This window comes from Micromonospora sp. CNZ303, from assembly GCF_004345505.1.
The window spans coordinates 32,423-57,451 of sequence record NZ_SLVT01000011.1; the positions used below are offsets into that span (position 1 = coordinate 32,423).

Annotated in this window: 24 protein-coding genes and 2 tRNA genes; 20 read left to right on the forward strand and 6 right to left on the reverse strand. The window is 74.4% G+C overall.

The window, feature by feature from the left end; translation table 11 throughout:
• Positions 1–310: 310 nt before the first annotated feature.
• The 11 genes from EV374_RS18335 to EV374_RS18385 all read left to right on the forward strand — a co-directional run bounded on the left by EV374_RS18335 (position 311) and on the right by EV374_RS18385 (position 15,445).
• The gene (locus EV374_RS18335; RefSeq protein ID WP_132236970.1) at positions 311–1,471 is read left to right on the forward strand and encodes an inositol-3-phosphate synthase; all 1,161 of its coding nucleotides are present in this window, start codon (positions 311–313) and stop codon (positions 1,469–1,471) included.
• Complete coding sequence (locus EV374_RS18340) at positions 1,455–2,384, forward strand: SCO3242 family prenyltransferase (protein ID WP_132236972.1); 930 nt, start codon at positions 1,455–1,457, stop codon at positions 2,382–2,384. The genes EV374_RS18335 and EV374_RS18340 overlap by 17 nt, the downstream gene beginning before the upstream one ends.
• The gene (locus EV374_RS18345) at positions 2,381–3,337 is read left to right on the forward strand and encodes a sugar phosphate isomerase/epimerase family protein (protein ID WP_132236974.1); all 957 of its coding nucleotides are present in this window, start codon (positions 2,381–2,383) and stop codon (positions 3,335–3,337) included. Before EV374_RS18340 ends, EV374_RS18345 begins: the two co-directional genes overlap by 4 nt.
• A 35-nt stretch (positions 3,338–3,372) precedes the next feature.
• Entirely contained in the window at positions 3,373–3,975 is a 603-nt protein-coding gene (locus EV374_RS18350) for an EboA domain-containing protein (protein ID WP_132236976.1), read from the forward strand.
• On the forward strand, positions 3,975–4,841 hold the full coding sequence (locus EV374_RS18355; protein ID WP_132236978.1) for a TatD family hydrolase: 867 nt from the start codon (positions 3,975–3,977) through the stop codon (positions 4,839–4,841). Before EV374_RS18350 ends, EV374_RS18355 begins: the two co-directional genes overlap by 1 nt.
• The gene (gene eboE, locus EV374_RS18360; protein ID WP_132236980.1) at positions 4,841–6,043 is read left to right on the forward strand and encodes a metabolite traffic protein EboE; all 1,203 of its coding nucleotides are present in this window, start codon (positions 4,841–4,843) and stop codon (positions 6,041–6,043) included. Before EV374_RS18355 ends, eboE begins: the two co-directional genes overlap by 1 nt.
• Positions 6,044–6,169: 126 nt before the next feature.
• On the forward strand, positions 6,170–7,702 hold the full coding sequence (locus EV374_RS18365; protein ID WP_486485832.1) for an alkaline phosphatase family protein: 1,533 nt from the start codon (positions 6,170–6,172) through the stop codon (positions 7,700–7,702).
• Positions 7,699–8,766 (forward strand): polyprenyl synthetase family protein, encoded by a 1,068-nt coding sequence (locus EV374_RS18370; RefSeq protein WP_132236982.1) that lies wholly within the window; start codon positions 7,699–7,701, stop codon positions 8,764–8,766. Before EV374_RS18365 ends, EV374_RS18370 begins: the two co-directional genes overlap by 4 nt.
• A gap of 313 nt (positions 8,767–9,079) precedes the next feature.
• Complete coding sequence (locus EV374_RS18375) at positions 9,080–11,947, forward strand: PQQ-dependent sugar dehydrogenase (protein WP_132236984.1); 2,868 nt, start codon at positions 9,080–9,082, stop codon at positions 11,945–11,947.
• Positions 11,948–12,022: 75 nt separating this feature from the next.
• A complete protein-coding gene (locus EV374_RS18380) occupies positions 12,023–14,128 on the forward strand; it encodes a ThuA domain-containing protein (RefSeq protein WP_132236986.1) in 2,106 nt (701 codons plus the stop codon).
• A 309-nt stretch (positions 14,129–14,437) separates the two neighbouring features.
• Complete coding sequence (locus EV374_RS18385; protein ID WP_132236988.1) at positions 14,438–15,445, forward strand: sugar phosphate isomerase/epimerase family protein; 1,008 nt, start codon at positions 14,438–14,440, stop codon at positions 15,443–15,445.
• Between the two features lie 120 nt (positions 15,446–15,565).
• On the opposite strand, the gene EV374_RS18390 is transcribed toward EV374_RS18385, so the two are convergent.
• A complete protein-coding gene (locus tag EV374_RS18390; protein ID WP_132236990.1) occupies positions 15,566–15,964 on the reverse strand; it encodes a hypothetical protein in 399 nt (132 codons plus the stop codon).
• Between the two features lie 269 nt (positions 15,965–16,233).
• On the opposite strand from EV374_RS18390, the gene EV374_RS18395 reads away from it, so the two are divergent.
• The 5 genes from EV374_RS18395 to EV374_RS18415 all read left to right on the forward strand — a co-directional run bounded on the left by EV374_RS18395 (position 16,234) and on the right by EV374_RS18415 (position 20,706).
• Positions 16,234–16,306, forward strand: a tRNA-Asn gene (locus EV374_RS18395).
• A 339-nt stretch (positions 16,307–16,645) separates the two neighbouring features.
• Complete coding sequence (locus EV374_RS18400; protein ID WP_132236992.1) at positions 16,646–17,884, forward strand: NAD(P)/FAD-dependent oxidoreductase; 1,239 nt, start codon at positions 16,646–16,648, stop codon at positions 17,882–17,884.
• 43 nt (positions 17,885–17,927) lie between these two features.
• A complete protein-coding gene (locus EV374_RS18405) occupies positions 17,928–18,881 on the forward strand; it encodes a hypothetical protein (RefSeq protein ID WP_132236994.1) in 954 nt (317 codons plus the stop codon).
• On the forward strand, positions 18,878–20,569 hold the full coding sequence (locus tag EV374_RS18410; RefSeq protein WP_132236996.1) for a peptidase M16 family protein: 1,692 nt from the start codon (positions 18,878–18,880) through the stop codon (positions 20,567–20,569). The genes EV374_RS18405 and EV374_RS18410 overlap by 4 nt, the downstream gene beginning before the upstream one ends.
• A 63-nt stretch (positions 20,570–20,632) precedes the next feature.
• Positions 20,633–20,706, forward strand: a tRNA-Ile gene (locus tag EV374_RS18415).
• Positions 20,707–20,789: 83 nt separating this feature from the next.
• Here the strand turns inward: EV374_RS18415 and EV374_RS18420 are convergent.
• The 4 genes from EV374_RS18420 to EV374_RS18435 form a co-directional block, all read right to left on the reverse strand.
• A complete protein-coding gene (locus EV374_RS18420; RefSeq protein ID WP_132236998.1) occupies positions 20,790–21,089 on the reverse strand; it encodes a hypothetical protein in 300 nt (99 codons plus the stop codon).
• A gap of 107 nt (positions 21,090–21,196) precedes the next feature.
• Complete coding sequence (locus EV374_RS18425; protein WP_132237000.1) at positions 21,197–21,538, reverse strand: hypothetical protein; 342 nt, start codon at positions 21,536–21,538, stop codon at positions 21,197–21,199.
• A gap of 224 nt (positions 21,539–21,762) precedes the next feature.
• Positions 21,763–22,167 carry a GntR family transcriptional regulator gene (locus EV374_RS18430; protein ID WP_132237002.1) on the reverse strand — a complete coding sequence of 135 codons (405 nt, stop codon included), beginning with the start codon at positions 22,165–22,167 and terminating at the stop codon, positions 21,763–21,765.
• A gap of 65 nt (positions 22,168–22,232) precedes the next feature.
• Entirely contained in the window at positions 22,233–22,460 is a 228-nt protein-coding gene (locus EV374_RS18435; protein WP_132237004.1) for a winged helix-turn-helix domain-containing protein, read from the reverse strand.
• Between the two features lie 208 nt (positions 22,461–22,668).
• Here EV374_RS18435 and EV374_RS18440 point away from each other — a divergent pair, with 208 nt between their 5' ends.
• Positions 22,669–22,869 (forward strand): hypothetical protein, encoded by a 201-nt coding sequence (locus EV374_RS18440; protein WP_132237356.1) that lies wholly within the window; start codon positions 22,669–22,671, stop codon positions 22,867–22,869.
• The gene (locus EV374_RS32635) at positions 22,866–23,012 is read left to right on the forward strand and encodes a hypothetical protein (protein ID WP_165947832.1); all 147 of its coding nucleotides are present in this window, start codon (positions 22,866–22,868) and stop codon (positions 23,010–23,012) included. Before EV374_RS18440 ends, EV374_RS32635 begins: the two co-directional genes overlap by 4 nt.
• A 236-nt stretch (positions 23,013–23,248) precedes the next feature.
• Here EV374_RS32635 and EV374_RS18445 read toward each other — a convergent pair whose 3' ends face one another.
• Positions 23,249–23,461 (reverse strand): helix-turn-helix domain-containing protein, encoded by a 213-nt coding sequence (locus EV374_RS18445; RefSeq protein WP_165947833.1) that lies wholly within the window; start codon positions 23,459–23,461, stop codon positions 23,249–23,251.
• Between the two features lie 149 nt (positions 23,462–23,610).
• On the opposite strand from EV374_RS18445, the gene EV374_RS18450 reads away from it, so the two are divergent.
• Complete coding sequence (locus EV374_RS18450) at positions 23,611–24,807, forward strand: hypothetical protein (RefSeq protein ID WP_132237008.1); 1,197 nt, start codon at positions 23,611–23,613, stop codon at positions 24,805–24,807.
• 11 nt (positions 24,808–24,818) lie between these two features.
• Positions 24,819–24,998, forward strand: a complete 180-nt coding sequence (locus tag EV374_RS18455) for a hypothetical protein (RefSeq protein ID WP_132237010.1) — start codon at positions 24,819–24,821, stop codon at positions 24,996–24,998.
• The last annotated feature ends 31 nt before the right edge of the window (positions 24,999–25,029 follow it).

The following is a 25,029-nucleotide window of genomic DNA, read 5'->3' on the forward strand; positions in this document are numbered from 1 at the left end:
CCGGCGACCGTTGCCGGGCCGTGTCACCCCACGACGTCCGGTCGGCGCGCGCCGTCGTCCCGACCGGCGGATGCGGGGGAGGCAGGGACGGGACGCCGACCGGCCCTGCCTGCCAGCCCCGTCCGTCCGTGTCCGCGCCGGGATCCGGGCCGGGGTCGTCGCCGCCGACGTCGACACCGGACCGGTGGGCTCCTCCCGGGGCGGCCGGCGGACGGGGCCCATCCGCATAGATGCGTATCTTTCTGAACAAACTTCTGATATCTATATAACTCAATGCACGGCTGGTTCCTCCTGATCGGGAAGGAGCACCATGCGTACGGGTGTCTGGCTGGTGGGAGCACGCGGTTCGGTCGCGACCACCAGCATCGTGGGGGCGCTCGCCCTGCGGTCCGGGCTCACCGGCCCGACCGGCTGCGTCACCGAGCTGCCCGACCTGCGCGGGCCCGCCCTGCCGGCCTTCACCGACCTGGTCCTCGGCGGGCACGACGTCGTCACCACCCCGCTGGCGAAGCGGGCCGAGACCCTGGCCGCCGCCGGCGTGCTGCCCGGCCGGCTGGTCGCCGCCCTGCCCGACGAGCTGGCCGCCGTCGAACGCGAGCTGCGTCCCGCCCCCGCCGGCGGCACCCAGGCGGACCGGGCCGCCGCGACCGTACGCGACCTCACCGGGTTCCGCCGCCGGCACGGGCTGGACCGGGTGGTGGTGGTCAACGTCTCGGCCACCGAACCCGCCGCCCGCCCGCACCCGGGCCACGCCGACCCGGGCGCGCTGACCGCCGCGCTCGCCGGCCCCGACGAGGTGCTGCCACCCAGCTCCCTCTACGCGTACGCGGCGGTGCGGGCGGGCTGCCCGTACGTCGACTTCACCCCGTCCACCGGGCTGCGGCTGCCGGCCCTGGTGGCGCTGGCCGCCGAGCGCGGGATCCCGTACGCCGGGCACGACGGCAAGACGGGGGAGACCCTGGTCAAGTCGGTGCTCGCGCCGATGTTCGCGATGCGGCACCTGGCGGTGCGCTCCTGGTCGGGGGTCAACCTGCTGGGCGGCGGCGACGGCGCCACCCTCGCCGACCCGGCGGCCAACGCGGCCAAGGTGGAGAGCAAGCAGCGGGTGCTCGGCGAGACCCTCGGCCACCTGCCGCAGGGCGGCACCCGGATCGAGTACGTCGAGGCGCTGGGCGACTTCAAGACCGCCTGGGACCTGATCACGTTCGCCGGGTTCCTCGGCACCGGGATGCGGATGGAGTTCACCTGGCACGGCTGCGACTCCGCCCTGGCCGCGCCCCTCGTGCTCGACCTGGCCCGACTCGCCGCCGCCGCGCACGCCGCCGGCCACGCCGGTCCCCTGACCGACCTCGCCTTCTTCTTCAAGGACCCGCTCGGCGCGCCCACCCACTCGCTGGCCGACCAGTGGACCCGGCTGTGCGGCTTCGCCCACCGGCTGCACGTGGGAGGCACCGATGCCGCGCCTCGCTGACCTAGCCGAACTGGTCCGGGCGCCGGCCGCGCTCTCGGTGCCCGGGGACGTCGTCGCCGGGGCGGCGGCCGCCGGCACGCTCGGGCGGCGTACGCCCGCGCTGGCCGCCGCGTCCGTCCTGCTCTACTGGGCGGGCATGGCCGCCAACGACTGGGCCGACCGCCGGCTGGACGCCGTCGAACGCCCCGAGCGGCCCATCCCCAGCGGCCGGGTGGCCCCCGGGGCCGCGCTCGGCCTCGCCGCCGGCCTCACCGCCGCCGGGGTCGCGCTGGCCACCGCCGCCGGGGGCCGGCGCGCCGCGACGGTCGCGGTCCCGCTCGCCGCCGCCGTCTGGGGGTACGACCTGGCGGCGAAGTCGACGGCCGCCGGCCCAGCCGTGATGGCCGCCTGCCGGGGGCTGGACGTGCTGCTCGGCGCGACGGGTGGACGGGCGCTGCGGGCGGTGCCGGCGGCGGTCACCGTGGCCGCGCACACGTGGACGGTCACCGCGCTCTCCCGCCGCGAGGTCACCGGCGCCGACGCCGCGCTGCCGCTGCGTACCCTCGCCGGCACCGCCCTGGTCGCCGCGGGCGCCGCCGCGCCGCCCTTCGCCCGGCCGGGCCGTCGTCACCGGGCCGGCACCGGCGCGGCACCCGCCGACCCGTCCGGCCGCGCCCCCCGGCGAGGCGCGCCCGGCGCGCTGCCGGCGCTGCTGGCCGGCTGGTACGCGGCCCGCTACGGCGCGGCCCAGGCCCGGGCGGCGGCCGACCCCCGCGCCGGCCGGGTGCGGGCGGCGGTGGGAGCCGGGATCACCGGGCTGCCCGCGTTGCAGGGCGCCCTCACCGCACGCGCCGGGGCCGGGCTGCTGGGGCTGGCGGTGGCGGCGGCCGCGCCGCTCGGCCGCCGGCTCGCCCGAAGGATCTCCCCGACATGACCGCCCCGACCCGTCCCGCGCCGGGCCCCCGGGCCACGGCGGTGGCCGGCCCGGCCGACGGCGACGGCGGGCTCCGGTTCGGCTACGGCACCAACGGGTTCGCCAACCACCGGCTGACCGACGCGCTCGCCGTCGTCGCCGACCTGGGCTACCAGGGCGTCGCGCTCACCCTGGACCACGACCACCTCGACCCGTTCGCGCCCGCGCTGGCCCGCCGGGTGGCCGCCGTCGCCCGCCGGCTCGCGGCGCTCGACCTGGCCGTGGTCGTCGAGACCGGCGCCCGCTACCTGCTCGACCCGTGGCACAAGCACGCCCCGACGCTGCTGCACGACGACCCGGCGCGGCGCGTCGAGTTCCTGCGCCGGGCCGTGCGCATCGGCGCCGACCTGGGCGCGGAGGCCGTCTCCCTCTGGTCCGGCGTACGCCCCGACGCCGTCGCACCGGAGACCGCCTGGGACCGGCTGGTCGCCGGCTGCGCGACGGTGGTCGACGCCGCCGAGGCGGCCGGCGCGACGCTCGGCTTCGAGCCGGAGCCGGGCATGCTGGTCGAGGACATCGCCGGCTGGCGCCGGCTGCGCGGTGCGCTCGGCGATCCGCCCCGCTTCGGCATCACCCTCGACATCGGGCACTGCCGCTGCCTGGAGCCGCGAGGTGTCCCCGAGTGCGTACGCGAGGTCGGCGCGTACCTGGTCAACGTGCAGATCGACGACATGCGCCGGGGCGTGCACGAGCACCTGGAGTTCGGCGCGGGGGAGATCGACTTCCCGCCCGTGCTGCGGGCCCTGGGCGACGCCGGCTACCGGGGCCTGGTCGCCGTGGAGCTGCCCCGGCACTCGCACGCCGCCCCCGCCGTCGCGGCCCGCTCGCTCGACTTCCTGCGCGCCGCCGCGACGGAGGCGGCACGCCCCGAAACGGGTGCCGCCGCGAAGGAGGCGGCACGCCAGCAACGGTGACGGGGCCACGTCGGCAGCACGAGGGAGGAGACGGGATGACACCGGATTCACTGCGGGCCGCGCTGCGGGGCGTACCCGAACCCGACTGGCTGGACGAGGCGCTGCGGCGGGTGGCGGCCGAACCGGCGACGATCGACCGGTTCTTCCCGGCCGCCGGGCGGCGCTGCGGTCGGGCACCGCTGCCCGGGGCGCCCGGCTGGAGCGCCGACGAGGCGGCCCGGGCGCTGCTGCTGGCCGCGCTGCCGACCGACCACGCGACCCACGCCGGGACCCGCTACCGGCAGGGCGACGCCGCCGAGAAGCGGGCCGTGCTCAAGGCGCTGCCGCTGCTGCCGGTCGGCGCGGCCGGGACGCCGCTGCTGCACGACGCGATCCGCACCAACGACACCCGGCTGCTGGCCGCCGCCCTCGGCCCGTACGCCCGGCACCTCGACCCGCCCGCCTGGCGGCAGGCGGTGCTCAAGTGCGTCTTCACCGGCGTGCCGCTGGCCGTGGTGCACGACCTCGACGCCCGCGCCGACGGCGAACTCGCCGACATGCTCGCGTCGCTGGCCGCCGAGCGGCAGGCCGCCGGGCGCGCCATGCCGGCGGACGCGACCGACCTGCTCACCCGGCTGCGCGCAATCCAGGAGGCCTGATGCGCATCTTCGACCCGCACATCCACATGACCTCGCGGACCACCGACGACTACGAGCGGATGGCCGCCGCCGGCGTCCGGGCGGTGGTGGAGCCGGCGTTCTGGCTCGGCCAGCCCCGCACCAGCCCCGCCTCCTTCGCCGACTACTTCGACTCGCTGGTCGGCTGGGAGCCGTTCCGGGCCGGGCAGTTCGGGATCCGCCACCACGCCACGGTCGCGCTGAACCCGAAGGAGGCCAACGACCCGCGCTGCCGCCCGGTGCTCGACCTGCTGCCGCGCTACCTCGACAAGGACGCCGTGGTGGCGGTCGGCGAGATCGGCTACGACTCGATGACGCCGGAGGAGGACGAGGCGTTCGCCGCCCAGCTCGCCCTGGCCGTGGCCCACGACCTGCCGGCCCTGGTGCACACCCCGCACCGGGACAAGGCGCGGGGCGTCGAACGCAGCCTCGCCGTGGTCGCCGAGTCCGGCGTCGCGCCGGGCCGGGTGGTGCTCGACCACCTCAACGAGGTGACGGTGGGGCTGGTCCGGGACACCGGCTGCTGGCTGGGCTTCTCCATCTATCCCGACACCAAGATGTCGCCGCCGCGCATGGTGGAGCTGCTGCGGGCGTACGGGACCGAGCGGGTGCTGGTCAACTCGGCGGCCGACTGGGGGCGTTCGGATCCGCTGCTCACCCGGGCCACCGGGGAGGCGATGCTGCTGGCCGGCTTCACCGACGACGACGTGGACCAGGTGCTGTGGCGCAACCCGGTCGAGTTCTACGGCCAGTCCGGGCGGCTCGACCTGACGGACCTGGAGCACGCGGCCGCCGACCCGCCGATCGGCACCTGGGCGGGCAACTCGATCCTGCGCGGCGGCAGCTGATGCGGCTGCGGCACGCCGGCGGCGACACCGTCCACCTCGGTTACTGCACCAACGTGCACCCCGCCGAGGACCTCGCCGGCATCCTGCGCCAACTGGACACCCACGCCGTGCCCGTACGCGAGGCGGCCGGCGCCGACCTGCTCGGCCTCGGGCTGTGGCTGGCCGCCCCGGTCGCCGCCGAGCTGGCCGCCGACCCGGCCGCCCGCCGCCGGCTGCGCGCCGCGCTGACCGCCCGGGGGCTGGAGGTGGTCACGCTCAACGGATTCCCGTACGCGGCCTTCCAGGCTCCCGTGGTCAAGGGCGACGTCTACCACCCGGACTGGACCACGCCCGCGCGGCTCGCGTACACCCTGGACCTGGCCCGGGTGCTCGCCGACCTGCTGCCCGACGACGCGGCCAGGGGCTCGGTCTCCACCCTGCCGCTGGCCTGGCGGCGGCCCTGGGGCGCCGCCCGCGCGGACGCCGCCCGCCGCCGGCTCGACCAGCTCGCGGCCGGTCTCGCGGCCGTCGAGCGGGCGACCGGCCGCAGCGTGCGGGTCGGGTTCGAGCCGGAGCCGGGCTGCGTGGTGGAGAGCACCGGGCAGGCCGTCGCGGCCCTGTCCGGCGTGGACACCGACCGGCTCGGCGTCTGCCTGGACCTCGCCCACCTCGCCTGCGCCTGGGAGACGCCGGCCGAGGCGCTGGGCCGGCTGCGCACGGCCGGGCTGCCGGTGGTGAAGGTGCAGGTCTCGGCCGCCATCGAGGCGCCCGCCGGGGCGACGCCGGCGCTGCGCCGCTGGGTGGAGCCGCGCTTCCTGCACCAGACCCGCGCGGGCGGCTGCGCGGGGGCGGCCGACCCCGCCGACCCCGCCCACGCCGCCGACGACCTGGACGCCGCCCTGAAGGCGCGGCTGCCCGGCCCGTGGCGGGTGCACTACCACGTGCCGCTGCACGCCCCGCCCGAGCCGCCGCTGGGATCGACCCTGCCGGTGCTGCGCGCCGCGCTGGCCGCGCTCTACGCCGGGCCGGCGGCGGGCTGCGACCACCTCGACGTCGAGACGTACACCTGGGGGGTGCTGCCGGCCGCGCGGCGCCCGCGCACCGACGCGGAGCTGGCCGCCGGCATCGCCGCGGAGCTGGCCTTCGCCCGCGCCGAGCTGCTCGCCCTGGGCCTGGCGCCGGCGGGCCGGGTGACCCCGGCGACGGCGGAGGTACGGCGATGAGCGGGCGGCAGCGAGCGAACCGTCGACACGGCGCGGGGGTGCCGGCATGAGCGAGCGTCAGCGAGTGAATCATCGAAACAGGGCTGATGTGGCTCATGGCGGCGCCGGGCGGAGCGAGGTGACGACATGAGCCGGCGGCTGGTGGTGCTGGACGTGGTGGGGCTGACCCCGCGCCTGCTGGCGCACATGCCCCGGCTGCGCGCGGTCGCCGACGCCGGCTTCCGCGCGGAGCTGGGCACGGTGCTGCCCGCGCTGACCTGCCCGGTGCAGTCGACGTTCCTCACCGGGGAGCTCCCGGCCGGGCACGGGATCGTCGGCAACGGCTGGTACTTCCGGGACCTCGGCGAGGTGCTGCTCTGGCGGCAGCACCACGCCCTGGTCGGCGGCGAGAAGCTGTGGCAGGCGGCCCGCCGGGTCGAGCCGGGCTTCACGGTCGCCAACGTCTGCTGGTGGTACGCCATGGGCGCCGACGTGGACTGGACGGTCACCCCCCGCCCCGTCTACCGGGCGGACGGGCGCAAGGAGCCGGACTGCTACACCGACCCGCCGGAGCTGCACGACGCCCTCACCGACCGGCTCGGCACCTTCCCGCTGTTCAGCTACTGGGGGCCGGGCGCCGGGCTGGCGTCGTCGGCGTGGATCTGCCGGGCGGCCGAGCGGATCCTCGCCGACCACGCGCCGGACCTGACCCTGGTCTACGTCCCGCACCTCGACTACGACCTGCAACGCTTCGGCCCGTCGTCGCCCCGGGCCGCCGCGGCGGCGGCCGAGCTGGACGGGGTGCTCGGGCCGCTGCTGGACGCCGCCCGCGCCCGCGACGCGACCGTGGTGGTGCTCTCCGAGTACGGCATCACCGACGTGTCCCGGCCGGTCGACGTCAACCGGCTGCTGCGCGCCGAGGGACTGCTGCGGGTGCACACCCAGGCCGGCATGGAGTACCTCGACCCGTGGACCTCGCGGGCCTTCGCGGTGGCCGACCACCAGGTGGCGCACGTCCACGTCCGCGACCCGGCCGACGTGCCGGCGGTGGCGGCGCTCTGCGCGGGGCTGCCCGGGGTGGCCGAGGTGCTCGACGCCGACGGCCGGGCCGCGTACGGGCTGGACCACCCGCGCGCCGGCGAACTGGTCCTCGTCGCCGAGCCGGACGCCTGGTTCACCTACTACTACTGGCTCGACGACGCCCGCGCGCCCGACTTCGCCCGGCTGGTGGAGATCCACCGGAAGCCGGGTTACGACCCCGCCGAGCTGTTCTTCGACCCGGCCGCGCCGGGTGCGGCGAAGCGGCGGGCCGCCGTGGCGCTGGCGCGCAAGAAGCTCGGGATGCGCTACCTGATGAGCGTGGTGGGGCTGGACGCCGGCGCCCGGGCGGTGCGCGGGTCGCACGGCCGGCTCCCGGCCGACCCCGCCGATGGGCCGGTGCTGCTCTGCTCCGACCCGTCCGCAGCCCGGGACCGGATCGCCGCGACCGAGGTCAAGGCACTCCTGCTGGAGCTGGCGGGGCTGGCGCCGCCGGCAACCCCCGGCACGGTCCTGCCGCCGCGTCGCGGCGCGCCGGCATCGGCCGGGCCGCCCACCCCGGCATCGGCCGGGCCGCCCACCCCGGCATCGGCCGGGCCGTCCACGTCGCAGTCGGCGGGGCGGTCGGGGGAGGAGGCGTGACCGCCGTCGTCGCCCCGACCGACACGAGCGGGCTGCGGGCCCGGTTCGACGCCGCGCTCGCCGCCTTCCTCGACCGGCAGGGCCGGGACTGGCCGGACGGCGCGCCCCGGGGCGTCTTCACCGCGCTGCACCGGTTCGTGCTGGCCGGCGGCAAGCGGCTGCGCCCGCTCTTCTGCTACTGGGGATGGCGGGGGGCGGGCGGCCCCGACGGCGCCCCGATCGTGACGGCCGCCGCCGCGTTGGAGCTGTTCCACGCGTTCGCGCTGATCCACGACGACATCCTGGACGGCAGCGACCGCCGCCGGGGCGGGCCGTCGGTGCACCGGCTCTTCGCCGACCTGCACGCCCGCTCGTCCTGGCGCGGCGACCCCGAGGCGTACGGGCGCAACACCGCGCTGCTCTGCGGCGACCTCTGCGCCGCCTGGTCCGACCAGATGTTCCACGAGTGCGGCCTGGACGCGGGGCGGGTGCACCGGGGGTACGCGGTCTACGCGCTGATGCGCACCGAGGTGATCGCGGGGGAGTACCTGGACCTGGTCTCCGGGGTGGGCGACGGGTCGGTGGCGAGCGCGCTGACCGTCGTCCGGATGAAGGCGGCCCGCTACACGGTCACCCGGCCGTTGCAGATCGGGGCGACGCTGGCCGGGGCCGGGCCGGAGCTGCTCGCCGCGCTGGCCGAGTTCGGCGACCCGCTGGGCGACGCGTTCCAGCTGCGCGACGACGTGCTGGGGGTCTTCGGCGACCCGACGGTCACCGGCAAGTCGGTCCTGGACGACCTGCGGGAGGGCAAGCCGACGGTGATGATGGCGCTGGCCCGCGGCGCCGCCGACCGGGCGCAGTCCGCGCGGCTGCGGGAGCTGTTCGGCAACCCGGCGCTCGACGGCGACGGCGCGGCCGAGCTGCGGAAGATCATCGAGGACACCGGGGCCCGCGAGCGGATCGAGGAGATGATCCGGGTACGCGCGGAGGCCGCCCTGGCGGCCCTGGGGTCCACCCCGGTGACCGCCGAGGCCCGTGCCGCCCTGACCGCCCTCGCCGCCCAGGCCGTCGACCGCCCCCATTGAGTCGCGGCTCCGGCACGCGGCGACTTTTGACGGGATCGACGAAAGTTGTTGCCGAATCGGCGGAAGGTATGGACACATCGATGTCCGCCATTTAATGTCGGGCCATCACGAATCTGTTTCGTCGAGGTGAACCGGCGGCGCGGGAACCCATCGACTGGTGACCTCCGATCGATGGGGTCCACTCCATCGATCGCAGGTCGCGGCCGGCCGGGCACGGCACCCCGACGGGCCGACCGCATCCCCCGCTACGGCATCCGGCGCGACGGCGCGCGCCCGCCCTGGCAGTCACTCGTCAGGAAGGGACGGCACACCCATGTCCACCCAGGACGCCCCCACCCCACGGCTGCGACGACGGTTCTCCGCCGCCTCGGCGCTGCTGCTGGTCGCCACCGCCGGCACGGTCGCCCTCGGCGCCGGCCCGGCCACGCTGGGCGGCCCCGGCCCGGCCCAGGCCCACCCCATCGTCGGCACCGACTTCCAGCAGGTCACCCTCGCCAAGGGCGTCGCCGAGGTGGGCGAGCCCATGACGATCGCGGTGCTGCCGGACCGGTCGGTCCTGCACACCGCCCGCAACGGCACCGTCCGGCGTACGGACTCCGCCGGCACCACCTCCGTGATCGGCACGCTGCCGGTCTACACCCACGACGAGGAGGGGTTGCAGGGCGTCGGGGCCGACCCGAACTTCGCCAGCAACCGGCACATCTACCTCTACTACGCCCCGCCGCTGGCCACCCCGGCCGGCGACGCGCCGGCGACCGGCACCGACTTCTCGGCCTGGCGGGGCGTCAACCGCCTCTCCCGGTTCACCCTCAACGCCGACTTCACGATCAACACCGGCAGCAAGGTCGACATCCTCGACGTGCCCGCCGACCGGGGCATGTGCTGCCACGTGGGCGGCGACATCGACTTCGACGCCGCCGGCAACCTCTACCTCTCCACCGGCGACGACACCAACCCGTTCGACTCGGCCGGGTACGCGCCCATCGACGAGCGCACCAACCGCAACCCCGCGTACGACGCGCAGCGCAGCGCGGCCAACACCAACGACCTGCGCGGCAAGATCCTGCGGATCAAGGTGAACGCCAACGGCACGTACTCGATCCCGGCCGGCAACATGTTCGTCGACTCGGACGCGCGGACCCGCCCCGAGATCTACGCGATGGGCTTCCGCAACCCGTTCCGGATGAGCGTGGACCGGGCCACCGGCATCGTCTACGTGGGCGACTACGGCCCGGACGCCGGCACCACCAGCGCCCGGGGGCCGAGCGGCCAGGTGGAGTTCAACCGGGTCACCGGGCCCGGCAACTACGGCTGGCCGTACTGCACCGGCACCAACACCGCCACCGAGACGTACGCCGAGTGGGACTTCGCCGCCGGGACCGGTGGGGCGAAGTACAACTGCTCCGGCGGGCCGACCAACAACTCGTTCCGCAACACCGGCCTGCCCACCCTGCCCGGCGCGAAGCCGGCCTGGATCCGGTACGCCGGCGACGCCGGTACCCCGCCCGAGTTCGGCGGCGGCTCCGAGTCGCCGATGGGCGGCCCCGTCTACCGCTACGACGCCGCGCTGAACTCCACCACCAAGTTCCCGCAGTCCTTCGACGGGCAGTTCTTCGCCGGCGAACTCGGCCGGGGCTGGGTCAAGCCGATCCACCTCAACGCCGACGGCAGCCCGGGCGGCATCGACACGTTCCCGTGGAACGGCAAGCAGATCATGGACATGGCGTTCGGGCCCGAGGGCGCGCTCTACATCCTCGACTACGGCACCGGCTACTTCAACGGCGACGCCAACTCGGCGCTCTACCGCTACGACTACATCGCCGGCGGCAACCGGGCGCCGACCGCCGTCGCCGCGGCCGACAAGACCTCCGGCGCCGCCCCGCTGACCGTGAACTTCTCCTCGGCCGGGTCCAGCGACCCGGAGGGCGGGGCGCTCACCTACTCGTGGGCGTTCGGCGACGGCACCAGCTCGACGGCGGCCAACCCCAGCAAGACGTACACCGCCAACGGCACCTACCAGGTCACGCTGACCGTACGCGATTCGCAGGGCGCCACCGGCACGGCGAACGTGCAGATCGGCGTCGGCAACACCGCGCCCACGGTCACCATCAACAGCCCGGCCAACGGCAAGCTGTTCAGCTACGGCGACACCGTGCCGTTCAGCATCACGGTGACCGACCCCGAGGACGCCGCCATCGACTGCACCAAGGTCAAGATGACGTACGTGCTGGGCCACGACAACCACGGCCACCAGATCACCTCGAAGAACGGCTGCTCCGGCTCGATCACCATCCCCGTCGACGGTGAGCACGACGACGCGGCGAACATCTTCGCCGTCTTCGACGCCGAGTACACCGACGCGGGCGGGCTGACCACGCACAAGCAGCACACCCTCCAGCCGCGCAAGCGTCAGGCGGAGCACTTCAAAACCTCCTCCGGCGTCGGCACCTTCGACAAGGGCACCGCCGAGGGCGGCCGGACCGTCGGCGACATCAACAACGGCGACTGGATCGCGTTCGAGCCGTACCGGATCGACAACGCGACCTCGTTCAGCGCCCGGGTCTCCTCGGCCGGGGCCGGCGGCACCCTCCAGGTGCGGGTCGGCTCGCCCACGGGCACCGTGCTCGGTTCCGCGACCGTGCCGGTCACCGGCGCCTGGGACGCGTTCACCACGGTCAGCGGCAGCATCTCCGGGGCGCCGGCCAGCACCGGCACGCTCTACCTCACGTTCGCCGGCACGGGCACCGGCGCGCTCTACGACGTGGACACGTTCGCCTTCACCACCGGCTCGGTGGGGGTCCGCACCGGCCCGGTCGTCGGGCTCGGCGGCAAGTGCCTGGACGTGCGCAACGCGGCCACCGCCGACGGCACCCAGATCCAGATCTACGGCTGCAACGGCACCGCCGCGCAGACGTGGACGGTGACGCCCAACTCGACGGTGAAGGCGCTGGGCAAGTGCCTGGACATCTCCGGCGGCGCGTCCGCCGACGGCACGAAGATCCAGCTGTACGGCTGCAACGGCACCGGCGCGCAGAACTGGTCGGCCCAGGCGGACGGCACCCTGAAGAACCCGCAGACCGGCAAGTGCCTGGACGTCTCGGGCAACACCCCGACCGACGGCCAGCCCGTGCACCTGTGGACCTGCCACACCGGCGCCAACCAGAAGTGGACCCTGCCCTGATCTGAAAGGAAGGGCCCCCTACTAACGCCTGGTGCACTGGAAGGGGCCCTTCCTGACACCTGTTGGGAGAGCGACATGCACAGACTCCTCCGACCCCTCCTCGGCGCGGCCACCGCCGTCCTCGCCGTCCTCGCCTGCACCACCCCGGCCACGCCGGCCAGCGCCGCCGACGCCCCGTACGACGTGCTGGTCTTCTCCAAGACGGCCGGCTTCCGGCACGACTCCATCGCGGTCGGCACCCAGGCGATCCGCGAGCTCGGCGCGGCCAACAACTTCACCGTCACCGCCACCGAGGACGCCGCCCAGTTCACGACCGCCAACCTGTCCCGCTTCGAGGCGGTGGTCTTCCTCAACACCACCGGCGACGTGCTCGACGGCACGCAGCAGAGCGCCTTCGAGTCGTACATCGGCGCCGGCGGCGGGTACGTCGGCGTGCACGCCGCCGCCGACACCGAGTACGGCTGGTCGTTCTACGGCAACCTGGTCGGGGCGTACTTCGCCTCGCATCCGCACATCCAGCCGGCGAACGTGAAGGCGGAGAACCGGGCGCACCCGGCCACCGCGCACCTGCCGCAGACCTGGAACCGCACCGACGAGTGGTACAACTACCAGACCAACGCCCGGTCCACGGCCCGGGTGCTGGCCACCCTCGACGAGTCCTCCTACACGGGCGGCTCGATGGGCGCCGACCACCCGCACTCCTGGTGCAAGACCTACAGCGGCGGCCGGTCCTTCTACACCGGCGGCGGGCACACCCAGGCGTCGTACGCCGAGCCGGCCTTCCGCGCCCACCTGCTCGGCGGCATCCGGTACGCGGCCGGCCGGGCCAAGGCCGACTGCCGGCCCGAGACCGGCTACACGCCGCTCTACAACGGCTCCACCACCGGCTGGTCCCAGGCCGGGCCGGGCAGCTTCAGCAACGCCGACGCCACCCTCACCTCGGTCGGCGGGATGGGCCTGTACTGGTACAGCGCGAAGCAGTTCACCAACTACTCGCTGAAGCTGGACTGGCGGCTCGCCGGCGACGACAACTCCGGCGTCTTCATCGGCTTCCCGCCGTCGAGCGACCCCTGGTCGGCGGTCAACAACGGCTACGAGGTGCAGATCGACGCCACGGACGCGGCCGACCGCACGACCGGCGCCGTCTACACCTTCAAGTCCGCCGACATCGCCGCCCGGGACGCGGCGCTGAACCCGCCGGGGGAGTGGAACACCTACGAGCTGCTCGTCGAGGGCGAGCGCCTCCAGGTCCTCCTGAACGGCGTGAAGATCAACGACTTCACCAACACCGACCCGGTCCGCTCGCTCGCCGGCCACATCGGGCTCCAGAACCACGGCACCGGCGACGACGCCTCGTTCCGCAACATCCGGATCAAGGAGCTCGGCGTCAATCCGCCGGTCGGGAACACCGTCCAGGCCGAGGCGTTCAGCTCGGCCTCCGGGGTCTCGCCGTTCACCAAGGCCGGCGCCAACGGCGGGCAGACCCTCGGCCACATCGACCCGGGGGACTGGGCCGCGTACGCCGGGCTCGACCTGACCGGCACGACGTCGCTGCGGGCGCGGGTGGTCTCCGGCGGGCCGGGCGGCACCATCCAGGTGCGTACGGGCTCCGCGACCGGCACCGTCCTCGGCTCGGTGGCGGTGCCCAACACCGGCGGCTGGAACACCTTCGCCGACGTCACGGCCGCCCTCTCCGGTGTGCCGTCCGGCACCGGCACGCTCTACCTGACCTTCACCGGCTCGGGCACGGGCCTCTTCGACGTGGACGACTTCACGCTGGTCAGGTCCGGCGGCAGCGGTGGCGTCGGGCCGATCCGGGGCCTGGGCGGCAAGTGCCTGGACGTGCGCAACGGCGCCACGGCCGACGGCACCCAGATCCAGATCTACGGCTGCAACGGGTCCACGGCGCAGACATGGACGGTGACGCCCAACTCGACGGTGAAGGCGCTGGGCAAGTGCCTGGACATCTCCGGCGGCGCGTCCGCCGACGGTACGAAGATCCAGTTGTGGACGTGCAACGGCACGGGCGCGCAGAACTGGTCGGCCCAGGCGGACGGCATTCTGAAGAACCCGCAGACCGGCAAGTGCCTGGACGTCTCGGGCAACAACCCGGCCGACGGTCAGGCCGTGCACCTGTGGACCTGCCACACCGGCGCCAACCAGAAGTGGACCCTGCCCTGATCCGCTGACCCTCCCGTTCCTCCCCGCGATCCCGCGGTCCGCGCCCGGCACGTGTACGCACCGGGGACGGGCAGCCGCAGGATCGCGGGGAGGGGCGGGGGCTTTCGTGGGGGGCCCGGCGGTTCTAGAGTGGGGGCGGCGACCGTGGCGGTTGCCGGTGACCGGCGGGAGGCGCAACCCGGCGGGTCCAGGTGCGCATCCGCACCCACCGGTGTCCCGCCGTGGCCCGCCGCCGCACCGGCCCGGCCGGTCGCCCTCGCCCCGGTCACGCACCCACGGAATCCCCCATCAACACAGGGGAGAAGCACCATGGCGCGACCCATCACGCTCTTCACCGGCCAGTGGGCCGATCTTCCGTTCGACGAGGTCTGCCGCCTCGCCTCCGAGTGGGGCTACGACGGGCTGGAGATCGCCTGTTGGGGCGACCACTTCGAGGTCGACAGGGCACTCGCGGACGACTCGTACGTCGAGCGGAAGCGCGAGACCCTGGCGAAGCACAACCTGAAGGTCTTCGCGATCTCCAACCACCTGGTCGGCCAGGCCGTCTGCGACCACCCGATCGACGAGCGGCACCAGGGCATCCTGCCCGCCCGGATCTGGGGCGACGGCGAGCCCGAGGGCGTACGCCGCCGCGCCGCCGAGGAGATCAAGGACACCGCCCGGGCGGCGGGGAAGCTCGGGGTGGACACCGTCGTCGGCTTCACCGGCTCGTCGATCTGGCACACGCTGGCGATGTTCCCGCCGGTGCCGCCGTCGATGATCGAGCGCGGCTACCAGGACTTCGCCGACCGGTGGAACCCGATCCTGGACGTCTTCGACGAGGTGGGCGTGCGCTTCGCCCACGAGGTGCACCCGAGCGAGATCGCGTACGACTACTGGACGACGAAGCGGGCGCTGGAGGCGGTCGGGCACCGGCCCGCGTTCGGGCTGAACTGGGACCCGTCGCACTTCGTCTGGCAGGAGCTGGACCCGGTGAACTTCATCTTCGACTTCGCCGACCGGATCTACCACGTCGACTGCAAGGACGCGAAGGTACGCACCGGGGACGGGCGGCGGGGCCGGCTCGCCTCGCACCTGCCGTGGGCGGACATGCGGCGCGGCTGGGACTTCGTCTCCACCGGCCACGGCAACGTGCCGTGGGAGGACTGCTTCCGGGCCCTGAACGCGATCGGCTACGCCGGCCCGATCTCGATCGAGTGGGAGGACGCCGGGATGGACCGCCTCGTCGGCGCCCCGGAGGCGTTGCAGTTCGTCCGCCGGCTCGCCTTCGACGCCCCGGCCGCGGCCTTCGACGCCGCGTTCACCAGCAAGGACTGACCGCCCCGGCCGCATTCCGCGCGGGCCGGCGTCGGGGGCGCACTCGAGCGGGCCGGCGTCGGGGGCCCGCACACGAACGGGCCGGTCGCCCGGAGGCGACCGGCCCGCGCGAAGGTGCGATCAGAGGGTGCTGCCGTTGGTGCCCGAGCCGGACGGCTTGCTACGGGGCGTGGCCGACGTCGACCCGGAGGCCGAGGTCGTGCTCGACGACCCGGTGGAGCTCTTCGCACCGACCGTGGCCGGCGTGCCGGCGAACGCGTCGTCGGCGGCGGTCAGCTCCTGCTTGTGGCCGTTGCTGCTGAGCTTCTCGCCCAGCTTCGACTGGCCGAGCTTGTCCTTGCCCTCGCTGTAGAGGCGGGTCGCCTGGGCCTGCGCGACACCGGCCGCCTCCTGGACGGTCGGGTGGTCGAGCACCTTGCGGCCCCGGATCACCAGCTCCTCGTACTTCTCCCGACCGGCACGGGCGCCCAGGACGAATCCCGCAGCCAGCCCGCCAAGGAACATCATCTTTCCGCGCATGGCGGCTCCTTCCGTACCTGACGCGCCGTCGACCGACGGTTACCCCGCCGGTGGCGACCAAATCGCGCCTGCCTTCTCTGTCTGCAGCTAACTACCCATCCTGCTCTCCGCTCATACCTCCTTGTGCCGGGATGACGATTTGTCCGGGTTTATTGTCGTGTGCGCGGGCGCCGATCGAAGCGGTAACCCCCTGGACCAACACCCCCCGGAATCCTGTACTCTTGTGCCGTCGCACGGCGCAGCGAGATCGGCACCGGACGACGCAACGGTCCCCCGTAGCTCAATTGGCAGAGCAGCCGGCTGTTAACCGGCAGGTTTTTGGTTCGAGTCCAAACGGGGGAGCTTCCACACCAGACGCCCGTCGGCCACGCCGGCGGGCGTTCGCCGTTTCCCGCGCCGGCCGCCGCCCGTGCCGCTCCCGTCGCGCCCGTCGCCGCTGCCCGCCGCTCCCGCCCGTGCCTGCCAGCCGTCGCCCCCGCGCCGCCGTCGCCCGCGCCCGTCGTGGCGGGGATCGTGCCCGCCGGGTGTGGGGCGGCCTGTTTCGCCCACTTCCGGACCGCGCGCCCGGCAGGATGGTCGCTGTCGACTAGGACTCCCGCTGCGTCGATTGGTGCGTCGATTCGTGGGTAGGTGAGTGGCCGGGCCGGCTGTCCCGGACCGACGGAGAGCGGGAGGTGCGCGATGCTCGCCGAGACCGACGTCGTCGTGGTCGGGGGCGGCCTGGCCGGGCTCGCCGCGGCCCGGCGGCTGCACCGCGCGGGTGTGCCGTGGCGGCTGCTGGAGGCCGGCGGCCGGCTCGGCGGCCGGGTCGCCACCGACGCGGTCGACGGCTACCTGCTGGACCGGGGCTTCCAGGTGCTCAACACCGCGTACCCCCGGATCGGCGCCCTGCTCGACGTCGACCGGCTGCGCCTCGGACACTTCACCTCCGGCGTGCTGGTGCGCAGGGGCGACCGGCTGGCCCGCCTGGTGAACCCGCTGCGCGAACCCACCGGCGCGCCCGGCACCGCGCTGGCCGGCGTGGGCTCCCTGCTCGACCGGCTACGGTTCGCCGCGCTCGCCACGGGCTGCGCCACCCTGCCGAAGGAACGGCTGCTCGCCGCCCCGGAGACCACCACCGAGGCCGCGCTGCGCCGCGCCGGCCTCTCCGACACGATCGTCGAGGAGTTGCTGCGGCCGTTCCTGTCCGGGGTCCTCGTCGACCGCGAGCTGGAGACCTCCAGCCACGTGCTCGCGATGGTGCTGCGCTCCTTCGCCCGGGGCCGGATCGGCCTGCCCGCCGACGGGATGGCCGCGCTGCCCCGCGCCGTCGCCGACCCGCTCCCGGCGGAACTGATCGACCTGGACACCCCGGTCGCCGAGGTCGCGCCCGGCCGGGTCCGCACCCAGGCCGGCGACCTCCGCTGCCGCGCCGTCGTGGTCGCCGTGGACCCGCCGGCGGCGGCCACGCTGCTGCCGGGTCTGCCGGCGGTACGCATGCACAGCTACACGACGTACTACCACAGCGCCCCGGAGGCGCCGCTGGACGAGCCGATCCTGCTCCTCGACGGCGACCGCCGCGAGATCGTCGCCAACACGGTGGTGGTCAGCAGGGCCGCGCCCACGTACGCGCCGGCAGGGCGGCACCTGGTCGCCACCTCGGTGGTCGGCCCGTCGGCCCCGCCCGAGCCGACGGTGCGGGCGGAACTCACCCGGCTCTACGGCCGGTCCACGGCGGACTGGACCCACCTGACCACGGTGTCCATCCCCGACGCGCTGCCCGCCGCGCCCCCGCCGCAGGGGCGGCTGCGCAAGCCGGTGGCGCTGGGGGAGGGCCTGTTCGTGGCCGGGGACCACCGGGACAGCTCCTCCATCCAGGGCGCCCTCGCCAGCGGTTGGCGGGCCGCCGGGGCCGTCCTGTCGGAGCTGCGTACCGGCTGAACGGAGGGTCACGCCCCGTTGAAGATCACTTATGCTCCTCGCCATGCCCGCACCCCTTCCGCCGCCCGACTTTGACGCCGCGGCGGCGTACCCCCAGGTCGGTCAGGTGCGCGCGGCCCTCGCGGCGCGCGACTGGCCGGCCCTGCGCGCGCTCGTCGACGGGCAGGACCCGCACGGCCGGACCTTCCTCGTCGGCGAGGCCGGCGAGGCCGAGGACATCGAGGAGTTCCTGCGTGAGGTGCTGGCGCAGCGGCCCGACGACGCGCTCGCCGGCGCCCTGCTGGGGTCGCACCTGATCCGCGCCGGCTGGCGGATCCGCTCGTCCTACCGCGCCCAGCACGTCAGCCGGGAGCAGTTCGCCCAGTTCCACGCCCACCTGCGGCGCGCCGAGCAGGTGCTGATCGACGTCACCGCCCGGCACCCGGACGACGCGGCGGCCTGGACGCAACGGATCACCAACGCGCGCGGGCTGGAGCTCGGCCAGGCGGAGGCCCGCCGCCGCTACGACCAGCTCGCCAAGCACCACCCGCACCACCTGCCGGCCCAGGCCTCGCTGCTGCAACAGTTCTGTCCCAAGTGGAGTGGCACCTGGGAGCGGGCACACGGCTTCGCCCGGGAGTGCGCCGACGCCGCCCCGCCCGGCGCCCCGAACGCGGTGCTGGTGGTCGAGGCCCACCTGGAGGAGGCGCTCGACCACGACGACCTGCGCGAGGCGGGCGCCCACCTGCGCGGCGCGCACGTGCAGCGCGAGATCCACCAGGCGGCGCAGCAGTCGGTCTGGCACCCCGAGTTCCGCAACGACTGGGGCTGGGTCTGGGTGCGCAGCGTCTTCGCGATGGCCTTCTGCCTGCTGGACGAGTACCAGGCGGCGGCACAGCAGTTCGCGGCCATGGGGACGCTCGGCGACGAGGCGATGTTCGGCTACATCGACGGCGACGCGACCAGGCAGTTCCAGAAGTTCCGCGACAAGGCGTACGCGAAGGGTGGGCGGTCATGATCCAGGAACTGGACGTGGACGGGGTGCCCACGCTGCTCGCCCCCACCGGCGGGCCGATGCGCGCCGGGCTGACCTTCCGGGTCGGCACCGCCGACGAGACGCTCGCCCGCAGCGGCATCACCCACCTGCTGGAACACCTCGCGCTGGCCCCCCTCGGGCTGGCCGACTACCACGTCAACGGCGCCACCGCGCCGGTGTTCACCACGTTCCACATGCAGGGCTCCGCGCAGGACATCGCCACCTTCCTCACCTCGGTCTGCGCCAACCTGACCGAGCTGCCGACCGGCCGGCTCGACGTGGAGAAGGAGATCCTGCGCACCGAGTACAGCAGCCGGGGCACGGCCGCCGTCGACGACATCCCGCTGTGGCGTCACGGCGCCCGCGACTTCGGCATCACCAGCTATCCGGAGTGGGGGCTGGGCGCGCTCACCGCCGACGACCTGCGGCAGTGGGCGGCCCGCTGGTTCACCCGGGAGAACGCGGTGCTCTGGATCGCCGGGAAGGCCGTCCCCGCCGGGCTGCGCCTGACGCTGCCCCAGGGCGTACGGCAGCCGGTGCCGGCCGCGTCGTCGGCGCTGCCGCAGACCCCCGCGTACTTCGTCGGCGGGTCGCGGGCCGTGGTGCTGGACGCCGTCGTGCGGCGCCGGACCGCCGCGAGCGTCTTCGCCGGGGTGCTGGAGCGCGAGCTGTACCGGGCGCTGCGCCAGGACGGCGGGCTCTCCTACCAGACGACGGCGGGCTACGAGCCGCGCGGCGACGGCCACGCGACGCTGCGGGCGCTGGCCGACGCGCTGCCGGAGAAGCAGGACGCCGTGCTCGGCGGCTTCGTCGACACGCTCGCCAAGCTGCGGGTCGGCCGGATCGAACAGGCCGACCTCGACGCCGTCGTGGCGAAGCGGCAGGACTTCCTCGGCACCGCCGAGGTGGACGCGGCGCGGCTGCCGTCGTACGCCTTCAACGTGCTCACCGGGGAGCGCAACCTCACGGTCGACGAGCACCGCGCCGAGCTGAAGGACGTCAGCACGGACGACGTGCACGAGGTGGCCCGCGAGGCGCTGGCCGGCGCGCTGCTGATGGTGCCCGAGGGGCACCGGGCCGACTGGGCGGGTTTCGTCGAGGCGCCCACCCGCTCGGCCGACACGGTCGCCGGCACCCCCTACCGGGAGAAGGAAGGCGACGGCGAGCTGCACGTCGGCGTGGACGGGGTGAGCTGGCTCGGCCGCGGCGGCCCGCTCACCGTCCGGTACGCCGAATGCGCCCTCATGCTCGCCTGGCCCGACGGCGCCCGGCAGCTCATCGGCGACGACGCCATCTCGATGCGGATCGAGCCGACCATGTTCGACCTGCACCCCGGGGCGATCCGGGTGATCGACTCCCAGGTGCCGGCCGACCGGCAGGTGGCCATGCCGGCCCGCGATCCGGACCGCATCCCGCAGCCACGGGCCGCTGCCGGCACCGAACGGCGGGAGCCGGCGAAGCGCTCCTGGTGGGAGATCCCGCTGATGGTCGTCAGCGGCCTCGCCGCGCTGGCGATCGGCGGAGGGACCTTCCTGCTCACCCTCGGCATGTTCATCACCGAGACGGCCGAGAGCGACGAGGGCTGGCTGTGGGGCGCCATCGCGGTGGGATGGCTGCTCACTGTTATCCTCGCGTTGCCCATCGTGCTGCTACGCCGGCGACGCCGATGAGCGACGGCGCCGTTTCGTGCTGGCCGGTGATCCACCGGGCGGGATAAGATCCGGCGCGGTAATGGGGCGGTAGCTCAGCCGGTTAGAGCAGGGGACTCATAATCCCTCGGTCGCGGGTTCGAGTCCCGCCCGCCCCACCCTTTTCTAACAGCAGAAACGGCCCTCCGGATATCGACCGGAGGGCCGTTTGCTGTACGTGTGGGGACATCGAGGGGACAGATCAGCCGATGCGGCGCACGTTGTCCTTCGGGGGCGGCAGTGCCGCCGCCAGCCGATCCACCGTGTCGCCGACGCCCTGGATGTAGCCGGACGTCGACCGTTCGATCCGGTCCATGGCGATGTAATCGCCGAGCAGGCGCAGGGAGGCCATTCCGAGGAAGGCGTCGAGAATGCCGAGGACCATCCAGCGGGGGCTCATGGCCTGGTCGGTGGCGAAGGCGACGGCGCCGAGGGCGACGAGCAGGAGAACGGCGAGCGCGCCGGCGATGCAGCCGGCGATGATCGTGGCGCGGTTGTGCACTGGTCAGCTCCGATCGGGTTGTGCGGGGGTGGAGGTCGGGGAGCCTCCGGCCGGGCGCCCGGGGGCGTGCCGGCAGCGTGCCCGCGGTGAGGGCGGGCGGGGCTGGGTCAGGCGGGCCGGGTGTCGACGGCGCGGGCGTGCCCGTCGGGCAGGTGCGCGCGGGGCCGCAGGTGCGCGAGACGCTCCAGGGGCTCGGCGGCCCAGCCGGCGGGCAGGGTGCCGTCGAGGAGCTGCGTGCCGTCTCCGCCCCCGGGCGGCTTGACCATCAGGGGGGTGAGGTCGGCCTGGTGTACCGGGTATGGGTCATCCTGGTCGCAGCCGTCGATGGTCGCGACGGCGGCCGGAGACGGGTGCGCCGGGCGGGCGGCGGCGGGCGCGCTGGTCAGCACGGCGGCGATGGTCAGGGCGCACGCCAGGGCGGCATGACTGATGATGCGCGTCGGTAGCACGCAGGCCTCCCCCCGGTGGCCGTGTCGCCAATCCCACCAACGGGACCGGCGTCAGGGGGACATGATTGCGCGGGGGAAAGCTTTTCGCATCTGTCCACGCCGGACGGTCGGACCGGTTGAGTAGTTACGTGGGTGGATTTGTGTGCATCTACGCTGCGTCATCTGCAAATTGCGGCGAGCGAGATGCATCCGGCGTCAGCCTTCAACCCGGTCAAGATCGCCGATCATGCCAGCGTCAGCAGGGTCCGGTCCGCCGCGTACACCCCGCGCACCCGGCCGCCCAGCGTCACCACCAGCACCGGCACCCCGTCCGGCACGTCCAGCTCGGCCCGCTCCTCAGCCGTCGGCATGCGCGACGACACCTCCGACCCGCGCGGCACCGCCACCCGCACCTGCTCCGCCGGCATCCGCACCCGGGTCCCCCGACCCGACGCCACGTCGACCAGCCCCTCCGCCCGCAGCAGTCCCACGGCCCGCCGGACCGTACCGCGGCCGACCCCGTGCTCCTGGCTGAGCCGGGTCTCCGAGGGCAGCACGGCACCCGGCGGATAGTCCCCGGCGCGGATGCGCGCACGCAGCTCGTCGGCGAGCTGGCGGTGCCTCGGCACCCCGGAGTGCAGGTCGATCACGTCGCGGACGCTATGGACGTCCGGGCGGATGTTCGCCCGGTGCAACGTTCGAACGTTCGACGGAGTTACGCCGGCGGCTCCGGCGCCACGAACGATCCCTTGCCCTGGTGGACCTCGATCCAGCCGCGCTCGTCGAGTAGCCGCAGCGCCAGGCGGATCGGCGTAGCGCTCGCCTCGTACTGGGCGCACAGCTCAGCGATGGACGGCAGCCGATCACCAGGGGCCAGGATGCCCGAACGGATCGACGCAGTGATGTCGGAGATCACCCGTTCGTAGACAGGTTCGCGGGGCATGGCGGAGCCACCTCTCGTCAGCCCCACGAGCATCCCACCCAGCATGACACTCTGTGCATGCTGTGTTGACTCTGCATACTCTGCACTCTAGGTTCGGCCCTGGGCCTCTCGTCAGCAACGGAGTGCCCAGGCCGGGCGGGGGCTGGCTGGTCCCCCCGTGACCCACCACCTCCCGTCCGGCGCCCATCCCCACCGCGAGGAGACGGCGATGGTCGAGCGCTACACCGGCGAGCAGCTCCCACCCGCGCACCCGGTCGCCGACGGCCGGCCACCCACTCCCGACGGGGACCGCGTACGGCAGCCCTTGCCGCCCCCGCTGCCGCCGCGCGTGCTGCGCCGGTACCGGCTCGTCGCGGTCGTCGCGGCCGTCGTGGTCCTGGCCGCCATCATCCTCGGCGCACTCCGATGACCGCGCCCGCGGCGAGCTGGCGGCAGGACCTCGTCGAGCATCGACAGGTCGACGGGCGCTGCCGGCTCTGCGGCACCCGGCGGCGGTGCTGGCCGTGGGCGCAGGCGTTCGCGGCCCGGCTGGTCGACGAGATGCGGCGGTGACGGTCGGACCGGTCGCGTCCCGCTGCCTCGGGTGCGCGACGCCGATCCTCCCGCTGCCCCACGACTGCGGCGGCGACCGCATCCCGTCCGAGGAGCCCGGCTGGCGGTGTGTCTGCCCGGAGCCGGAGTGCCGGCGGCGGCAGGGCGGGCAGTGGCCGGCGGGACGGCCGTCGCGGCGCCGGGCCCTGGAGACGTAGCAGCGCCCCACCCATCCCGGGTGGGGCGCTGTCGTCTGGTTACTGGCCTTCGGCCCGGCGGCGGAGGAAGTCGTCCACCGCGCTGCGCTTCACCATCCGGTAGCCGCCGCGCTCGGTCCGGTACCACCCGTCGCCCTGGGCGCCGAACTCTCCGGCGTCGATCATCCGCCGCAGCGTGGCGGTGCTGTCGGGGTATCCGGCGGCGCGAAACGCGTCGGCGACCTGCTGGACGGTGAGCCACTCGGATGCCACGTCTGCCCTCTCTGCCAGTCCTCGCAACCCTGGCGAGTCTCTCGATGATCGCAGACGGGGAGGTGGGTGCGCAGTAGCGGTGGGTGGCGACATGCCGTGAAGGCTATCAACCTTTGCAGGATTATCAACCTTGTGTCATGCTGGCCGGCATGAAGCCGACGACCGAGACCGCCGAGGCGCTCGCCGCCCGGCTCGCCGAAGAACGCGCCGTCATCGACGTGCAGCGCACCGACGAGCGTGAGCGCCGCCGCCTCGACGCCGAGCACCACGACGCCCTCGCCACCCTCGACGAGACCTCCACCTCCCGCCGCCGCGCCCGCCGCGAGCGCGACCGCGACGAGACCGAAGGCGCCGAGCTGGCCGCCCTCTACCGCCGCGCCGCCCGCTCCGGCACCCGCGCCCGCATCCGCGCCGACATCCAGCGCTCCGCCGAGGTCCGCGCCCTGCGGGTCGCCGCCGTCCGCCGGTACGCGCTGCTGGCCGGCCTGCCCCTGGTCGTCGGGTTCGCCGCCTACTCCACCCCCGGCGTACAGCGGGGCATGGTGACGCTGCTCGGCCTGGAACGGCAGACGGCCGGCTGGTGGGCCGCGTGGGCGGTGGAGCCGCTGCTGATCGCGGTGGCCGTCGGGATCATCCTCGCCAAGTCGGTGCTGAGGATGTCCGGCGGCGAGACCGACTGGCGGGCCGACGCGGCGAAGTGGGGTGCCCTGTCGTTCTCCGTCGCCCTGAACCTGCTCGGCGGGTGGACCGGCCAGCACGACCGCGTCGCGGCCCTCGGCGAGGCCCTCGCCCACTCCGTGGGGGCGATCGGCGCGGCCGTGGTTGCCTGGCTGATCGGGGTCCTCGTCGACTACGCCAGCAAGGCGCGGCCGTGGGATGACGCACCGCGCATCGCCGAGCTGGACCTCACCGCGCCGCCCGTGACGCACCCGCTGACGCACCCCGCGCCACCGGCCGTCGAGGCACCCGCTGACGCAGTCCCGGCCCTGCCGGTGACGCGGCCCGCCGCCCCCGCTGACGCGGCCGTGACGCAGGCCGATGACGCGCCTGCGTCACCTGCCCTGCCTGCGGTGACGCAGCCGGCGGCGCGGGCCCTGACGCGGGTTGACGCGCCCCAGCGGCGCACCCGCGAGGTGGTGATGCGGCGCCCGGTGAGCGCCCCGCCTGCCGACCGCGACGCCGCGCTGAAGTCGGCGGCCGACGCGGTCCTGACGCGGCGCGTGTCGATCCGGGGCGCGGCCCGTGACGCGGGCTTGTCGGAGGCGACGCTGCGCAGGCACCTGGACAAGCTGCCCGCCGCGCGGCCGACCAACGGCCACACGCTGACCACCACGAAGGAGAGCTGACCGTGTTCCGCATGAGCAAGCGCATCCGCAGCGCCCGGTTCCGGCTCCGGGTGCGCCGCGACACCCTGGCGACCGTCACCGCCCGCGACGGCTACGGGTCCGCCGCCTGGCGGCACGCCCACCAGGAGGCCATCGAGGCGAAGCGGGCGTTGCCCTGGTGGCTGCGCCTCGACATCGACCTGGGCCGCTGACCCCACCACAAGCTGCGGCGCCCGGTCTCAC

Excerpts from the sequence above, each read along its gene's own strand:
- EV374_RS18335 (WP_132236970.1), top strand. The coding sequence starts at position 311 with ATGCGTACGGGTGTCTGGCTGGTGGGAGCACGCGGTTCGGTCGCGACC.
- EV374_RS18340 (WP_132236972.1), top strand. The coding sequence starts at position 1,455 with ATGCCGCGCCTCGCTGACCTAGCCGAACTGGTCCGGGCGCCGGCCGCG.
- EV374_RS18345 (WP_132236974.1), top strand. The coding sequence starts at position 2,381 with ATGACCGCCCCGACCCGTCCCGCGCCGGGCCCCCGGGCCACGGCGGTG.
- EV374_RS18350 (WP_132236976.1), top strand. The coding sequence starts at position 3,373 with ATGACACCGGATTCACTGCGGGCCGCGCTGCGGGGCGTACCCGAACCC.
- EV374_RS18355 (WP_132236978.1), top strand. The coding sequence starts at position 3,975 with ATGCGCATCTTCGACCCGCACATCCACATGACCTCGCGGACCACCGAC.
- eboE (WP_132236980.1), top strand. The coding sequence starts at position 4,841 with ATGCGGCTGCGGCACGCCGGCGGCGACACCGTCCACCTCGGTTACTGC.
- EV374_RS18365 (WP_486485832.1), top strand. The coding sequence starts at position 6,170 with ATGAGCCGGCGGCTGGTGGTGCTGGACGTGGTGGGGCTGACCCCGCGC.
- EV374_RS18375 (WP_132236984.1), top strand. The coding sequence starts at position 9,080 with ATGTCCACCCAGGACGCCCCCACCCCACGGCTGCGACGACGGTTCTCC.
- EV374_RS18380 (WP_132236986.1), top strand. The coding sequence starts at position 12,023 with ATGCACAGACTCCTCCGACCCCTCCTCGGCGCGGCCACCGCCGTCCTC.
- EV374_RS18385 (WP_132236988.1), top strand. The coding sequence starts at position 14,438 with ATGGCGCGACCCATCACGCTCTTCACCGGCCAGTGGGCCGATCTTCCG.
- EV374_RS18390 (WP_132236990.1), bottom strand. The coding sequence starts at position 15,964 with ATGCGCGGAAAGATGATGTTCCTTGGCGGGCTGGCTGCGGGATTCGTC.
- EV374_RS18400 (WP_132236992.1), top strand. The coding sequence starts at position 16,646 with ATGCTCGCCGAGACCGACGTCGTCGTGGTCGGGGGCGGCCTGGCCGGG.
- EV374_RS18405 (WP_132236994.1), top strand. The coding sequence starts at position 17,928 with ATGCCCGCACCCCTTCCGCCGCCCGACTTTGACGCCGCGGCGGCGTAC.
- EV374_RS18410 (WP_132236996.1), top strand. The coding sequence starts at position 18,878 with ATGATCCAGGAACTGGACGTGGACGGGGTGCCCACGCTGCTCGCCCCC.
- EV374_RS18435 (WP_132237004.1), bottom strand. The coding sequence starts at position 22,460 with ATGCCCCGCGAACCTGTCTACGAACGGGTGATCTCCGACATCACTGCG.
- EV374_RS18440 (WP_132237356.1), top strand. The coding sequence starts at position 22,669 with ATGGTCGAGCGCTACACCGGCGAGCAGCTCCCACCCGCGCACCCGGTC.
- EV374_RS32635 (WP_165947832.1), top strand. The coding sequence starts at position 22,866 with ATGACCGCGCCCGCGGCGAGCTGGCGGCAGGACCTCGTCGAGCATCGA.
- EV374_RS18450 (WP_132237008.1), top strand. The coding sequence starts at position 23,611 with ATGAAGCCGACGACCGAGACCGCCGAGGCGCTCGCCGCCCGGCTCGCC.
- EV374_RS18455 (WP_132237010.1), top strand. The coding sequence starts at position 24,819 with ATGAGCAAGCGCATCCGCAGCGCCCGGTTCCGGCTCCGGGTGCGCCGC.